Annotated in this window: 17 protein-coding genes; 7 read left to right on the top strand and 10 right to left on the bottom strand. The window is 59.1% G+C overall.

Annotated features, from left to right (window positions below; genetic code table 11):
• The first annotated feature begins 37 nt into the window (after positions 1–37).
• Positions 38–958: a LysR family transcriptional regulator gene (locus PSH90_RS14035; protein ID WP_122610581.1), complete on the top strand. Its 921-nt coding sequence runs from the start codon at positions 38–40 to the stop codon at positions 956–958.
• Between the two features lie 28 nt (positions 959–986).
• On the opposite strand, the gene PSH90_RS14030 is transcribed toward PSH90_RS14035, so the two are convergent.
• Both PSH90_RS14030 and PSH90_RS14025 read right to left on the bottom strand, forming a co-directional pair.
• On the bottom strand, positions 987–1,763 hold the full coding sequence (locus tag PSH90_RS14030; RefSeq protein ID WP_073476253.1) for an alpha/beta fold hydrolase: 777 nt from the start codon (positions 1,761–1,763) through the stop codon (positions 987–989).
• A gap of 155 nt (positions 1,764–1,918) precedes the next feature.
• Positions 1,919–2,824 carry an AraC family transcriptional regulator gene (locus PSH90_RS14025; protein WP_305380808.1) on the bottom strand — a complete coding sequence of 302 codons (906 nt, stop codon included), beginning with the start codon at positions 2,822–2,824 and terminating at the stop codon, positions 1,919–1,921.
• Positions 2,825–2,949: 125 nt separating this feature from the next.
• On the opposite strand from PSH90_RS14025, the gene rclC reads away from it, so the two are divergent.
• Together rclC and PSH90_RS14015 are read left to right on the top strand one after the other, a co-directional pair.
• Positions 2,950–3,525 (top strand): reactive chlorine resistance membrane protein RclC, encoded by a 576-nt coding sequence (gene rclC / locus PSH90_RS14020; RefSeq protein ID WP_056786098.1) that lies wholly within the window; start codon positions 2,950–2,952, stop codon positions 3,523–3,525.
• 30 nt (positions 3,526–3,555) lie between these two features.
• A complete protein-coding gene (locus PSH90_RS14015; RefSeq protein WP_056786095.1) occupies positions 3,556–3,783 on the top strand; it encodes a DUF2790 domain-containing protein in 228 nt (75 codons plus the stop codon).
• 1 nt (position 3,784) lies between these two features.
• Here the strand turns inward: PSH90_RS14015 and PSH90_RS14010 are convergent, their stop codons facing one another.
• Complete coding sequence (locus PSH90_RS14010; RefSeq protein ID WP_056786093.1) at positions 3,785–5,026, bottom strand: MFS transporter; 1,242 nt, start codon at positions 5,024–5,026, stop codon at positions 3,785–3,787.
• Between the two features lie 118 nt (positions 5,027–5,144).
• Entirely contained in the window at positions 5,145–6,278 is a 1,134-nt protein-coding gene (locus tag PSH90_RS14005; RefSeq protein WP_056786865.1) for a lactonase family protein, read from the bottom strand.
• Between the two features lie 274 nt (positions 6,279–6,552).
• On the opposite strand from PSH90_RS14005, the gene PSH90_RS14000 reads away from it, so the two are divergent.
• Positions 6,553–7,845 (top strand): Nramp family divalent metal transporter, encoded by a 1,293-nt coding sequence (locus PSH90_RS14000; protein ID WP_370695140.1) that lies wholly within the window; start codon positions 6,553–6,555, stop codon positions 7,843–7,845.
• 42 nt (positions 7,846–7,887) lie between these two features.
• Here PSH90_RS14000 and PSH90_RS13995 read toward each other — a convergent pair whose 3' ends face one another.
• The 5 genes from PSH90_RS13995 to folE all read right to left on the bottom strand — a co-directional run bounded on the left by PSH90_RS13995 (position 7,888) and on the right by folE (position 10,990).
• The gene (locus tag PSH90_RS13995; RefSeq protein WP_305380807.1) at positions 7,888–8,691 is read right to left on the bottom strand and encodes a DUF1206 domain-containing protein; all 804 of its coding nucleotides are present in this window, start codon (positions 8,689–8,691) and stop codon (positions 7,888–7,890) included.
• Between the two features lie 126 nt (positions 8,692–8,817).
• Positions 8,818–9,123, bottom strand: coding sequence for a DUF6482 family protein (locus PSH90_RS13990; protein WP_016774774.1), 306 nt, complete (start codon positions 9,121–9,123; stop codon positions 8,818–8,820).
• A 14-nt stretch (positions 9,124–9,137) separates the two neighbouring features.
• Complete coding sequence (locus PSH90_RS13985; RefSeq protein WP_125927069.1) at positions 9,138–9,848, bottom strand: SDR family oxidoreductase; 711 nt, start codon at positions 9,846–9,848, stop codon at positions 9,138–9,140.
• Positions 9,845–10,387, bottom strand: coding sequence for a DUF3833 domain-containing protein (locus tag PSH90_RS13980; protein ID WP_122746185.1), 543 nt, complete (start codon positions 10,385–10,387; stop codon positions 9,845–9,847). Before PSH90_RS13980 ends, PSH90_RS13985 begins: the two co-directional genes overlap by 4 nt.
• A 45-nt stretch (positions 10,388–10,432) precedes the next feature.
• Positions 10,433–10,990 carry a GTP cyclohydrolase I FolE gene (gene folE, locus PSH90_RS13975; protein WP_136493318.1) on the bottom strand — a complete coding sequence of 186 codons (558 nt, stop codon included), beginning with the start codon at positions 10,988–10,990 and terminating at the stop codon, positions 10,433–10,435.
• A gap of 353 nt (positions 10,991–11,343) precedes the next feature.
• Between folE and PSH90_RS13970 the strand changes: the two genes are divergently transcribed.
• Positions 11,344–11,655 (top strand): hypothetical protein, encoded by a 312-nt coding sequence (locus PSH90_RS13970; RefSeq protein WP_130927275.1) that lies wholly within the window; start codon positions 11,344–11,346, stop codon positions 11,653–11,655.
• A gap of 169 nt (positions 11,656–11,824) precedes the next feature.
• Here PSH90_RS13970 and PSH90_RS13965 read toward each other — a convergent pair whose 3' ends face one another.
• Positions 11,825–12,784: a LysR family transcriptional regulator gene (locus PSH90_RS13965; RefSeq protein WP_050977893.1), complete on the bottom strand. Its 960-nt coding sequence runs from the start codon at positions 12,782–12,784 to the stop codon at positions 11,825–11,827.
• 89 nt (positions 12,785–12,873) lie between these two features.
• On the opposite strand from PSH90_RS13965, the gene PSH90_RS13960 reads away from it, so the two are divergent.
• Positions 12,874–13,692 carry an NAD(P)H-dependent oxidoreductase gene (locus tag PSH90_RS13960; protein ID WP_252867631.1) on the top strand — a complete coding sequence of 273 codons (819 nt, stop codon included), beginning with the start codon at positions 12,874–12,876 and terminating at the stop codon, positions 13,690–13,692.
• Entirely contained in the window at positions 13,689–13,979 is a 291-nt protein-coding gene (locus PSH90_RS13955; protein WP_122706234.1) for a hypothetical protein, read from the top strand. The genes PSH90_RS13960 and PSH90_RS13955 overlap by 4 nt, the downstream gene beginning before the upstream one ends.
• Positions 13,980–14,251 lie beyond the last annotated feature (272 nt).

The following is a 14,251-nucleotide window of genomic DNA, read 5'->3' as shown; positions in this document are numbered from 1 at the left end:
TCACTGTGTTTTCGAGGTTTTTTACAGGTCCCCAGCTATGGATCGTTTTCAGGAAATGCGCATGTTCCTGGCCGTGGCCGAGGAGGGCGGCTTTGCGGCGGCGGCCCGGCGCTTGAACACCTCGCCCCCCAGCGTCACCCGCGCCATTGCCGCGCTGGAACAACGCATCGGCACGCGTCTGTTGTCGCGCACCACGCGCAGCCTGCACCTGACCGAAGCCGGGCATCGTTATCTGGACGATTGCCGAAGAATTCTGTGCGACGTCGACGAAGCCGAAGAGGCCGCTGCCGGCAGTTATCGGGTGCCGTGCGGGCACTTGAGCGTGACCGCGTCGGTGTTGTTTGGCGAGTTGTTCATCGCGCCGTTGCTGGCGCAATACGTCGATGCGTTTCCTTCGGTGCATCTGAAGGCTTTGCTGGTTGATCGCGTGGTGAACATGGCGGAAGAGGGTATCGATGTCGCCGTGCGCATCGGCCATTTGCACGAGAACAATCAGCATGCAATCAAGGTCGGCGAGGTCCGCCAAGTGATCTGCGGCACCCCCGATTACTTCGCCCGCTATGGCCGACCGCAACATCCGAACGAGCTGAGCCGCGCCAATATCGTCATGTCGTCCGCCAGTCATTTGCTCAGCGATTGGCAATTCGCCCATGCCGACGGGCCGTTGAGTTTTCGCTTCGAGCCGCGTCTGGTGGTCACCGCGAATCAGGCGGCGATCAACATCGCCAGTTCCGGTTGGGGCATTACCCGGGTGCTGTCTTATCAAGTCGCCAGCCAGGTTGCGGCCGGTGAACTGGAATTGGTGTTGCAGGCCTATGAGCCGCCGGCGTTACCGGTGCAACTGGTCTATCTGAAACATCCGCGCGTACCGGCGAAGGTTCGCACGTTTGTCGATTTCCTCAGCGAACGTCTACAACATCATCCAGCGCTGAAAGCCGTGAACAGGGTTCACGGCTAAGGCTTCAAGGGTTCAACTCAGCGCTGGATCACTTCGCGGCCGCAGCGGTTTCGATCAGGCTGGCAACGGCTTTCGGGTTCGACACCATCACCACGTGCGACGCGCCTTTGACCACGACGGTCTGCTTGGAGTGCGCGCGCTCGGCCATGAACGCCAGGGCTTGCGCCGGGATGTTCTTGTCCTGGTCCCCGTAGACGAAGTACGACGGCACGGTTTTCCATGCAGGCTCGGTGGCGGCTTCGTTGAGCGCGGCGACGGTCACCGGGCGCTGGGTGGCGGCCATCAACTTCGCATCTGCCGGGGAAACATCAGCTGCGAACTGCTCATGGAATTTGTCCTGCTGGATGTACAAATCCTTGCCACCATCGGCCAGCTCAACCGGGGCCGACAGGGTCGGGCCAAGAGTGCTGCCAGGGAAGCGGCCGGACAATTCGGCTGCGGTTTCACCCTTTTCCGGAGCGAACGCAGCGACGTACACCAGCGCTTTGACATTGGCATTGCCGTAAGCGGCTTCGCTGATCACCGGGCCACCGTAAGAGTGGCCGACCAACACCACCGGAGTTTTCACGCTGGCCAGCACATCCGCCACCGATTGCGCATCACTCTTGACCGAGCGCAGCGGGTTGGCCGCAGCGATCACCGGATAGCCATCCTTCTCGAGAATCTTGACCACGCCGTTCCAGCTGCTCGAATCGGCGAATGCGCCGTGTACCAGCACCACGGTAGGTTTGACCGGTGCGGCGAACGCGGCGGTGGCGCCAAACATGGCAGCGGTGAGGGCGAGGGTAGCGAAGACTTTGTTCATGGTGATGTCCTGTCGATTGATTAAGGTAGGAATGGAAGCGACAGGGGTATTTAGCGCGCTAAATGTGTCAGTTGTGTGTGCGCACGGCCGAACTTCGCATGCGTGTGTATCTGTGTCGGCAAATGCTACACGCTGATACAAAGCGACCCATCCGCTCAGATCGCGCGGCGGATCTTGCCCGGGGTCTCGCCGTAGGTTTCCTTGAATTTCTTGCTGAATGCAGCTTGCGACTGGTAGCCGACCTGCACGGCAATGTCATTCAGGCCCAGATGCGAACGGCTGAGCAGACTGAACGCCAGCTCCATGCGCAACTGGGTCAGCAACACCCACGGCGATACGCCAGCCACCCTGGCGAAGGTGCGCATGAACGTTGCACGGGACATGTTCGCGGTGTCGGCCATGGCTTCGATAGTCCATTCGTGCGCCGGGTCGGCCAATATCGCCTGACAGGTGCGGCCGAGGCGCTGGTCGCCGAGGAGCGCCAGGGTACTTTTGTCGTGATCGGCACGCGCCAGGTGCGCACGCAGGATCAAGGTGAACAACGCTTGGGACAGTGAATCGAGGAGGAACCGCGCGCCCGGCTGTTCGCTGTCGGCTTCGCTGCGCAACAGCGCAATCAGGGCGGTCAGCGGCTGATCGACCGGCAGGCCATCGTTGGCAATCAACAGGTAATCGGGGAGGGCAGCGAACAGCATCGATGCGCGGTTGTAATGAAAGCCACCGCAGAGCATGTCCAGATCGGCGCTCGCGCCACCCAGCCGATAGATCGGCAACACCCCGCCGGGAATCAGCGTTGGCAGCATTGGCGCTACATCTTTACCGCCGCTGTGCAGCACATGCGGCGTGCCCCGTGGCAACAACAGAATATCGCCGGCGCGCATCGCCAGGCGTTGTCCGCTGGCCAGTTCTACCCGGCACTCACCTTTGAGCACGACGTGATAGGGCGCCTTGCCCAAGGCTTCCTGTTGATGATCGCGCGCCCAGTCGCCCTGGAACTGGCAGCGCAGATCAAGACTGCCGCGCACGTTGGCCAGGCTGATGAGCTTATCGAGCGAGTTCATTGGCACCCATCACGAAGGAATCCCCAAAGTTGAGACGATTGAGCAAGACGTTGAGCATGACCGACAAAAGCGCGATTCGATAGCACCGCAGACTGACTCCACTTTCATTGATCTGGAGACGTCGCATGTTCACCTCAATCAACGCCGGACTACAACAGCTCGGCAAACTCGATCGCCTCGGCATCCCGCTGATGCGCGTGGCCATCGCCATCGTATTCCTGTGGATCGGCGCGTTGAAATTCGTCCCGTACGAAGCCGACAGCATTACGCCTTTCGTCGCCAACAGTCCGGTGATGTCGTTCTTCTACGAGCACCCGCAGGAATACAAGGCGCACCTGACCCATGAGGGCGAGCTGAACGCCGACAAGCGCGCCTGGCAGACCGCGAACAACACCTACGGTTTTTCCACCGGGCTTGGCGTGGTGGAAATTCTCATCGGTCTGCTGGTCCTGTCCAACCCGCTTTCCCGCCGCACCGGCCTGCTCGGTGGCGCGCTGGCGTTCGCTACGCCGCTGGTGACCCTGAGCTTTCTGGTCACCACGCCTGAAGCCTGGGTCGCTGCGCTGGGCGATGGTCAGCATGGCTTTCCCTATCTGTCCGGTGCCGGACGACTGGTGCTCAAAGACGTCCTGATGCTCGCCGGAGCGCTGCCGGTCATGGCCGATTCCGCGCGCCAATTGCTGACTGAACGTCAGGCCTGAATTCCTCATCCTTTATAGAGAGATCACACGATGAAAACGTTTATTGCTTTGACCCTGGCCATCCTCGCCGGCAACGTGTTCGCTGCCACCGAAACTGTGCAGACCGGCGTGCCACTGGATATCGCCAAAACCATCAGCATCACCGACACCAGCGCCGCCTGCGGAATTGTTCCGGTGGAGGTCGTCTATGAAGACAGCCACGGTCAGCGGCATGTCGCCACTTACAGCGTTTTAGGCGATGGCTGCGGTGGCGATTAGCTCAGGTTTGGCCCATAACTGCAGCGGACTCGAATTGCTCAGTCCGCTGCAGCGTTTCCGGAACGCCGATCAATAGCAGCAGAAACGCTGCCCCTGCAATTGCGGCAAGGGTCAGGAATGCCGCGCTGTAACCGGCGGCCTCGACGACAAATCCGGCCAGCCCATTGCTCAGCGCCGCGCCAAGGCCAAATGCTGTGGTCAGCGCGCCGAGGCTGACATTGAAATGCCCGGAGCCGAGGGTGAGATCCTTGACCATTACCGGGAACAGCGCGCCGAACAAACCAGCGCCGACACCGTCGAGCAACTGCACGGCGACCAGCCAGTACGGATCATCCGAGAAGGTGTAGAGCAAGCCACGCAGCGGGAGGATCAGAAAACCCGCCAGCAATAACGGTTTGCGCCCCCAGACATCGGCTTTCGCGCCGGCCAGCAACGCCATTGGCACCATGACCAGTTGCGCGGCTACGATGCACGCTGACGTCAGCGGTGTGGCCAGGTGCAAATTGGCTTGGGCGAGTTTCTGGCTCACCAGCGGCAGCATCGCCGCGTTGGCCAAGTGGAACAGCGCGCAGCACAGGGCAAACATCAGAAGCGGGCGATTGCTCAGCAGTACCTTGAAGCCGGACGGCTGATGGCTTCGATCGCCAGGCTGCAAACCGCGCGCGACGTCGTGATCTATCGCTTCTGCCGAGACGAACAGCACGGCAATCACGCTGGCCAGCGCCATGACCGCCATCAGATAAAACACCGCCACCGGACCGAACAAATAGGCAAACAAGCCGGCCAATAACGCCGCGCACGCGTTGCCGGCGTGGTTGAACGTCTCGTTGCGACCGGTACGCCGGGTGAATGCTCGCGGGCCGGTGATGCCCAGGGTGATCGCGGAGATGGCCGGGGCAAAAATAGATGCTGCCGCCGCGCTCAAGGCTTGGGTCAACGCCACCAGACTGAATGAAGTAATGAACGGCAGCACCAGGCAACTCGCCGTCACCAACAGCGCGGCGATGATGATCAGCGCCCGTTTCGCCCGGCTGCTGTCAACCAGCGCACCGGCCGGTGTCTGCGTGACCAGCGCGGCGATACCGGCGAGGGTCATGACTACACCGATGCTGGCCGGGTCCCAGTGGTGCACGGCGAGCAAGTAGATGGCGAGGTACGGCCCGAGGCCGTCGCGGACATCGGCGAGAAAGAAATTCAGACTGTCCAGCGAGCGGTTGTTGCGGCGATCGAGATGGCTGATCACGGGGGGCAGTCTCTTGAAAGTGAGGTCTGCGTAAATGTATCAACCTCGGCAAACCTAATGACCGAAGCGGCGGGGGATTAGTTGCAGGACGGCGGAGCAGTTGCTGCTCCGCAGATATTCAAGCGTCAGGCGTTTGCAGTACTTCGATCCATAACGCGCCTTTGCCGGAGGCCGCTTCACCGACACGCTTCAGCGCGCCATCCTTGCTCACCGCGTACGTACCGACCTTGGCGCTTTTCTCGCCCGTCACCAGCAGCCAGCGGCCATCGGGGGAGAAGGCGATATTGCGTGGTTGTTGTTCCTGCACTGAGTAGTTATCGAGGAACTTCAGTCCTCCGGTTGCCGGATCCACGGTAAATGCCGAAACGCTGCTGCTGGTGCGCTCACTCATCAGCAGCAGTTTTCCATCCGGCGACATGCGCAGGTCGGCAGCCCAGATGCGCGGGGTCGGATCGTCTTTCAAATCGTTGTTGCGCGCATCCCGAACTTCGCCGTGGGCCAGTTGCAAACGCTCGGGAATGCCGTTGGCCACAGCGATTTGCGTTAACGCGCCGCTGGCGTCGTTGATTGAAAACGCAGTCACGGTGCCGCTCATTTCACCGACCACGTAAAGGAATTTGCCGTTCGGCGAGAACGCCAGGTGCCGAGGGCCGGTGTTGTCCGGGACGCTGACCGAGCCGTTGCCGATCGGGCTGAGTTCGCCAGTCTTGGCATCCAGGCGATATTGCAGCACCTTGTCGGTGCCCAGGTTGCCGGCATAGGCAAAGCGATTGCTCGGCTCGGTGCGAATTGAATGGGCGTGCAGGCCGGTCGGATAACGCAGGATGTTGGCGGAAGGTTGCTGATCCTCGCCGATCTTTTGAACGCTGAGCGCATCGGCGCCGTAGGACGCGGCGAGCAGGTACCGACCTTTTCGATCGGTCGACAGGTAGGCCATGCTCTCTGCCAGGGGCGCTTGGGTGAATTTTGTCAGGCGACCGCTTTGGCGATCGATCCGGTAACCCAGCACCTGAAAGGGTTTGACGCGCAAGGCTGCAAACAGCACCTTGCCATCCGGGGAGAGAGCCATGGGATTGACCTGATCACCGGCCTGAATCTGCTCAACGAGGGTGAGCGCGCCATTGCTCTGATCAAGGCGATACTGCGAGATCAGACCGTCACCGGGGCTTGAGATGTAGGCATAGGTGGCGGCATTGGCCGTCACGCTCAACGTGGAGGCGAGCGCAGCAATCAAGAGCGTTCTGTTCATCATTTTAGCCTTATTGTTGTTGTGATCAGTCATCCTATGAGTGATTGGCGAAGGCTTCAATGTCTATTTCATGGAGCTGGAACGTCGCCTAGCCTGGTTTTATAGACGCGTATTAGAGGATGTTGATCAGCAGAAATGATCGAGCAGCACGGTAATCAGCGAGTTGTGAAACATTTTTACATACTCTCCTGTTAGCCTTGTTGTACGACATCCTACCTAATGTGCGCACTGCATCAATTCTCACAAAAACAATAACGGAGATACCCCTATGACGAGCATGGCTCCACTCGATCATCAGGCCGCTGCGAAACCGCAAAACCTGTTCCTGCGAACGCTGAAACTGCTCGGCCCCGGCATTATCGCCGTGCTGTCGTGGCTCGGTGCGGGTGACCTGATCACATCCTCCGTGGCCGGTGCGAACTACGGCTACGCCATGATGTGGGTGCTGGCGGTCTCGCTGTTGCTCAGGTACCTGATCGTCAACATCATTGCCCGGTTCCAGCTGTGCAATAACCAAGGCATGACCATTCTGCAGGGCTACGCCCAGCTCAACCCGGTGTTCGCCTGGTTCATGCTGGTTTATGCCCTGTTGATGGGGCACTTGATGAACGCCTACATGATCAAGGGGGCAGGGGAGTCACTGGCGATGCTGTTCAAGATCGATCAGCCATTGCTGTGCTCGGTGGCGGTGGTGCTGGCGGTCTGGATGCTGGTCGGGCGCAACATCTACACGATGATCGAAGGCGTAATGAAGCTGCTGCTGGCGATCATGACCCTGGCGTTCATCGCTTTGGCGGTGATGTCCGGCCCGGATGTCAGCGGCATCATCAAAGGCACCATCGGCTTCAGCATTCCGCCGGACGAAGGCGTGCATGGCGCGTTGCTGGTGGCGGTCTCGGTAATCGGCGCGGTCGCCGGCTCGATCGCCAACTTCGTGCACCCCTATGTCATGCGCCAGAAAGGCTGGACCGGGCCGCAGCACAAGCGCATTCAGCGTAACGATCTGCTGTTTGCGGTGTTCGTCGGGATCATCATCAACCTGGCGATCTGGATCGTCGGTGCGGAAATCCTGCGGCCCAACGGCATCGAGGTGAAAACCTTGGGCGATCTGGGCAAGGCGCTGGAAATCTTCTTCGGCCCGATCGGCTGGTACGTGTTCTTCATCGGTGTGTTCGCGACCCTGTTTGCCAGTATTTCAGGCAAGACCACGGCGTTTCCGATGCTGATCACCGATGCCTTCCAGCATGTTCGTCCTGAGCGTCGCGAGAAGTACGGCAAAGAGTTTCATCATGACCCGATGCACAAGTGGTTCATGCTGTTCATCCTGGTCACGCCGCTGATCTGGTCGATGCCGGGCATGCCGGATTTCGTCACCCTGACCATTGGTGTCAGCGCATTGAACATCATTGGTTTGCCGGTGATTTCCCTAGGCTTGCTGATCATGTCCAACCAGAAATCGTTGCTGGACAAGCAATATCGCAACAACCTGTTTGAAAACATCGCGCTGCTTTTCGCTACCGGGCTGGCGCTCTGGGTAGCGTTTCAGTTGGGCGTTGATCTGTTCACTTGATGACGAAAAGTCGAGGGGGCACACGCCCCCTCGAATCGCCGCTTACAACGGCACATCCATTTCGATTCTGCGCCAGGCGGCTTCGGAAAAGCTGTATACCGAGAAGGCGATCAGCCCCAAGGCCATCAGCATCAACAGCACGCCGCCTGCCGGCAGATGCTGCAAAGCATCCAGTGCTTCCTTCATGCCGGGTGGATTGGTCGCTTGGTAAACCGAGCCGCTGACCGCCATCAACACTGCAATCTCGATAAACACCACGCCTCGGGCGATCAAGCCAAAGCGCGACACCGGGCGCACGTAACGCATCACTTCGTCATCCGCTTCGAAGTACTTCTCGAACGAGGCCTTCCAGCCTTTGATGATGTGGGCGATACCGACACCGAGCGGGATCAGCGCGATCAGGTAGATCAACAGGTTCGAATGCTCGAATGACAGCAGCTGCGCGAGCAGATCCTTGGTCTTGCCATCGCCGGAACCGCCGGAACTCCTGAGGCCACTCACCAACAGACCCAAGGCAAAGAAGGCCAGCGCCGCGTTGACCAGACCGCCGGCGAGCAAACCTGCGCGAATGACCAGGCCTTTGAACTCGCTGCCGTGGTGGTCGACATCGCGGATCGCTTGCAGCGCACGCCAGGCGGCGAAGGCCAGCAGGCCGGCGACCACAACACCGATCAGCACGTAGCCGAAGGGCTGGCTGAGCAACGCTTCGAGGCTTTTGTGACTGTCTTTCGGTTTGGTGGAGTCGTGCGCCGCCAGCAGCGCGAAGATGCCGATGATCAGATACAGAACGCCGCGCGCGGCGTATCCGCCTCGGGCAAGCAGGACAAGTGTGTGTTGAGTGGACATGGGATTTACTTCCAGGGAATCGATGTGAAGCAGACCCGTGGACGGAGCAGGGGTTCGATAAATGCGTCGCCGGTGGGCGACGCGCGCTTTATCAGCCTGCCATTCAGCGCTCGCCTTGCTTCGGCGTCATAACGGCGTGGTCAGCGAAAACGGAATGCGCAGCTCTTCGACCGGCCCTGAATCCCGGCCGCACATTTCGTCGTGCACGCATTGCTGCACCAGCACGCAGGGAAACGCCGGCACGGTTTGCAGCAAGTCGCGAAGGTGGGTGATTGAACGCAGGTGCATTGGCTTGGCCGCGTCATCGAGCAAGGTGAACTGGCCCTGATCTACGCGAATTCTCGCCAGATAAAATCCACCTTCGAGTGACAGCAGCTCCAGTTCGCGAACTTCACTGTTGGCCGCACGTTCGGTGAGGGTTTGCAGATTCATGCTTCACTCCTTGCCTACCAGGGCAGGCGTTCTCCATCGTAGGCGAAGAAATGGCCGCTATCGGCCGGCGTCAGCGTGTCAATCAGACTCAGTAATTGCGCAGCGGCAATGTCTGCCGGGCGGGCGCTTGCGGCTCCGCGAAAAGGTTGCGACAACGGCGAGACCACCGTGCCCGGGTGCAGGCTGAGCAAGCGACTCTGCGGTCGCGTGCGCGAAAGCTCGATGGCGGCGGTCTTGATCAGCATGTTCAGCGCAGCCTTGGAGGCGCGATAGGCGTACCAGCCGCCCAAACGGTTGTCGCCGATGCTGCCGACTTTTGCCGAAAGCATCGCCATCGCGCCTTGAGGTGCAAGCAATGGCAGAAAGTCGCGCAGCAGCAATGCAGGCCCCAGCGTGTTGACTTGAAACACGGCCTGCAGCGACTCGGCTTCGATTGCGCTGTAGCTTTTTTCCGGCTTGATCCGGTCACGATGGAGGAGGCCGGCCGCGTGAATGATCAGGTGAAAGGGCGCTTCGCCTGCCAGTTCGGCGGCGGCGCTGGCGATCGTTTCGGGCTGCTCGAGGTCGAGCTTCGGCACAGTTTTGCGTCCCAGCGTACGGACGCTGGCGCAGCGTGGATCCTGCTTCAAATGTTGGCAAAACGCCGTGCCGAGGGCGCCACTGGCGCCGATCACCAAGGCGCGATAACCGTCGCCGAACGAGGCCAGGGTCAACCCACTGCTCATGGGTTCGCTCCAGCGTTCTGGCGCCGGAAGAACACCGTCACCTGACCGACTTCGAAACCCCACTTGGACATACGGGTGCGGTTGATCAACGTGTCTTCGTCGACCAGGTACATCCAGTCGTCCATGCTCATCTCGTAGGTCGAATCATCAACTGGCAGGTTCAGGCGATAACGCCAGTGGAAGGTGTTGCCTGCGATCTGGCCCTGAGCAACTCCGACCACATCATGCGCGCGACCGCTCCACTGACCATTGCCCCCGGGAGTGAGGGTCCAGACTCGGCGTTCACGGGTGCCGTCGCTGTAACGGAAGCGCTCGTCGAGGATCAGGTTTTCACCTTCACGACGGCTGGCGATATCAACCTCGAAACGCTTGACCACTTCGCCGTTGCGTTTCTGAAACATCCCCCAGGCTTTGACGGGCTGGCTGAAGAACTGCTCCAGACTCAATGCCGGTTGCTGATCCGCATAACGAGCAACATCGACACTGCCGCAGCTTGCAATGCTGAGCGCCAGTCCTAACAGCAGCAGAAATCGGGTCATCTTCCTACTCCTTGTGCTTGTACAGTTAACAGGCTGTGTATAGGCCTAGCGCCGGCCGATGAGCTGGAGAAATTCCTGCCGCGTCGTCGAGCTGTCGCGAAAGGCACCGAGCATGACCGAGGAGGTCATGATCGAATTCTGCTTCTCGACACCGCGCATCATCATGCACATGTGCCTGGCTTCAATAACCACCGCGACACCGGCAGCATCGGTGATCTGCTGGATCGCCTGAGCAATCTGCCGAGTAAGGTTTTCCTGGATCTGCAGGCGCCGCGCGAACATGTCGACCACCCGCGCCACCTTCGAAAGCCCCAACACCCGGCCAGTGGGGATATACGCCACATGCGCCTTGCCGATAAACGGCAGCATATGGTGCTCACACAGCGAATAGAGCTCGATGTCGCTGACGATCACCATCTCATCGCCCTGCGACTCGAACAGCGCACCGTTGGTGACGTCTTCCAGGCTCATCGCGTAACCGTTGCACAGGTATTGCATCGCCTTGGCGGCGCGCTGGGGCGTGTCCAGCAAACCCTCGCGTTCCGGGTTCTCACCGACGCCAACGAGGATTTCACGGTAATGGCTGGCTAGTAGTGGGCTCATTCGGGTTACTCGTGGCGGTGCGGGTTAAGGACACAGTCGGGTGAAAAGGTTGTACGCATACAGGTTGGCTGTATAGGTTTTATTCAAGATAGGCCGAAAAAAATCAACTGACAATGAATCGGTGATTTTTTTGTGCGGGTTTGGGATTTCAGGCAGGACAAACCTGGGGTCAGGTTTGGTGAGCGGCTTGCGTGGCGCCGATGTGCGGGCGTCTCAGCTCATAGCTGCCGGTGGCGGATGGCAGCTATCGGCCAGAGCGTACGCCCAGCGAACTTTTTTCAACCCAAAGCGCTCGTCATCATGTTCAAGTATTATTGCGTCGATGCTCGGACTATTCATAGGTAGGTTGATGCATGGCCAGAAGCATTAGGCTTCAACAGAAACTTCATTCAAAGTATCTCATTGAGGTAGCGGGAGAGGTGGTGCTTGATGACTGCCTTGTTGAAAAGCTATGGGCGCTCAACAGAGGTGACAGGTTTGAGTTGAACTCACGCTCCATCGGTTTTGGACCTGTTCAAAAATACCGCTTGGAATACGCGATAACGAGAGGCCCCATTCCTGGGCATTGGCTCTACAAAGAATTTGACCCAAAGGAACTGACATTATTTTTTACGGCAAAAGACTTTGCCGGCATTTGCCATGGCTGGACCTTGTTTGACGAGTGACCATTCACGGTTCGCTGCCTGGGAGGCAGCTTCCGGCCAAAAACAGTCATTCAGGTATGCCGATAAAACCATAATCGGCCATACGTAGATGGATGGAAATTTATTGCCTCAGCGAGCTTGCAAGAGCGAGCCAACCAGCGAGCCTTTGACCTATCGAGTACTCGACACGCTAGCTTGTCTGGACGGGTTTTAAGGTTGTCAGAGTTCTTGGGTTGCCATAATCGGATGCACGAGAATCGGCCACGCGAGTGATGAACTCACGTACCCATTTGAAGCCGGCGTGCCCATCCGACCGCTCATGCCAGAACAAGCCAATCGCAAAACCTTCCACCGGCAAGGGAGGGGCTACGCACAGCAGTTGCTCGCTGCGACCGTCTACAAGACGACTTGGAACCAGGGCCACACAATCCGACTGCGCGACCAACTCCGGTACTGGAAGAAATGACGACGCTGAATGAACGACGTTACGCCGCAGCCCGTGCGCTACCAAGGCGTGATCCACCGAGGTAGAGAAGCCTCCGCCGCGCAGTGACACCACGACATGTTCCAGCTGCGCGAACTCATCCACGGTCAGGCCCGCGCGCAGGCTTGGATGCCCACGACGCCCGATCAGCACGTAACTCTCATCATAGAGGTGTTGCGAGTGCAGTGCGGGCGGAACCCCGTTCATGTTTATCACGGCCAGATCCACCTCGCCGCGGGTCATCTGCAGCTCCAGCTGTGGTACGTCCAGGACGCGCAGTGCGATGCGGACACCCGGCGCTTCGCGTCGCATGGCGACAACGAGATGTTTGATCAAAACCGCCTGCACGTAATCCGTGCAGGCGATTGATACCGTCAGGCTCGCCGTCGCGGGCTCGAAATTCAGATGAGTAGTGACGGTCGCCCTTACCTGGTCAAGTGCCTGGCGAAGCGGCACGAGCAGCTCCAAGGCTTTGACGGTGGGCGTCATTCCACGCTGCGCGGGGATCAGAAGAGGGTCGTTGAAGACGTCGCGCAGACGGCTCAACTGAGCGCTGACTGCTGGCTGGCTCAAATGCAGACGAGCGGCAGCCCGGGTCACGTTCTGCTCAATGAGAAGGGCCTCCAACGTCACAAGCAGATTTAGATCAAGGCGTCTGGTATCCATCGATCTTATGTTAGCAGCAAAATTTTGCGATTTCACAGATGGCCCGAGCCCCGCGACACTCCTTCGAAATCACAGCGGAGCCGTCCTTCATGTCGAAAAAAGTACTGATCATCTATGCCCATCCCGAGCCTTCGTCGCTAACGCGGCAACTGGTGGATGTGTCTGTTGAATGCTTGACTGCGCAAGGACACGAGGTCCTGCAATCCGATCTATACGCCATGGGCTGGAAAGCGATATTCGACGAGCACGACTTTCCTCAGCGGGCCAACCCTCAGCGGCTCTCGTTCGGAGCAGAGTCCGCCCACGCCTATCGTCATCGCAGCCAAAGCCCTGACGTGGCGGCGGAGCAAGACAAGGTTCTAGCGGCAGACGTAGTCATCTTCCAGTTTCCGCTCTGGTGGTACGGCATGCCTGCCATCATGAAGGGATGGATAGATCGCGTCTGGGCAGCCGGACTCGCCCACGGCTACAAGGACGCTGGCAACGCCTACCGCTATGGTGACGGCGCTTTCAAAGGCAAGCGGGCCATGTTGTCAGTCGCTGTCGGCGGCCCCGCAGAAGACTACTCGCCGCGCGGCATCAACGGACCACTCGAGCAATTGCTGTTTCCGATCACGCACGGCTCGCTCTACTTTCCTGGGTTCGATGTGCTGCCGACGTTCGCCATATACGGCACTGGCAACTTGACCGCCGCAGATGCCGTCGCAGCTAAAGAGGCTTGGCGCACCCGACTCGAGGATTTGTTCACAGATGCGCCAATACCCTTCCGGCCCCAAAACGGTGGGGACTACACTCCCCGCAATGAGCTTAAACCGAATGTGGCCGTGGGCCAGAGCGGCATAATGGCGCACGTTGCTTATGGTGAAACAATCCAGCGCAAGCAGCTGAAAACGGAGGAGGTGACATGAAAACCTTCGTGATTCTGACTCGCCGTGCTGATGGAGCGGCAGAAGACTTCAAGCGGCTGGCGAAACCGGAGGTAGTGCACGTTTGGCAAGGCTTCGCTGGCGGTATCGTGCGCGCAGTTCATGGGCTGGCCGATGGTCCCGGTGCCGCGTTTGAACTGGAGTCCGTCACCTTCGAAGAGGCGCGTGATTACATCGAGGCGCTGCCTTACGTCAAAGGGAATCTGCTACACGTGCAGTACTGCGCGCTCAAGCCCTTCTCTGATTACGAGAAACTCGTTTCCTCCTGATGAGCGATCAGCGCAGATCAACTCCCGTTTGCACGGCGCTGCATGCTGCAGCCAGATTTTACGCGCAACATGCAGCGTCAGGCCGGGACTCGTTTGATGCGAAGAGGGCTGGCACTGGCGGCTTCTGCCGTTTCCGGCCTGTTGCGAAGGCCTGTAATTGACTCATAGCCACGCTTTGACTCCCGCAGCCTGACTGATTGCAGGTCAAAATTTTACGGAGAATTTACGCAGTCTTTATTGAGGGCATCCGATACTGCGCGGCGCTAATTTGG

Origin of the sequence: Pseudomonas sp. FP1762 (assembly GCF_030687105.1) — a bacterium.
Taxonomy (GTDB): Bacteria; Pseudomonadota; Gammaproteobacteria; order Pseudomonadales; family Pseudomonadaceae; genus Aquipseudomonas; species Aquipseudomonas siliginis.
Note: the sequence above shows the minus strand (reverse complement) of the source record. Positions and strands in the feature narration are given on the sequence as shown.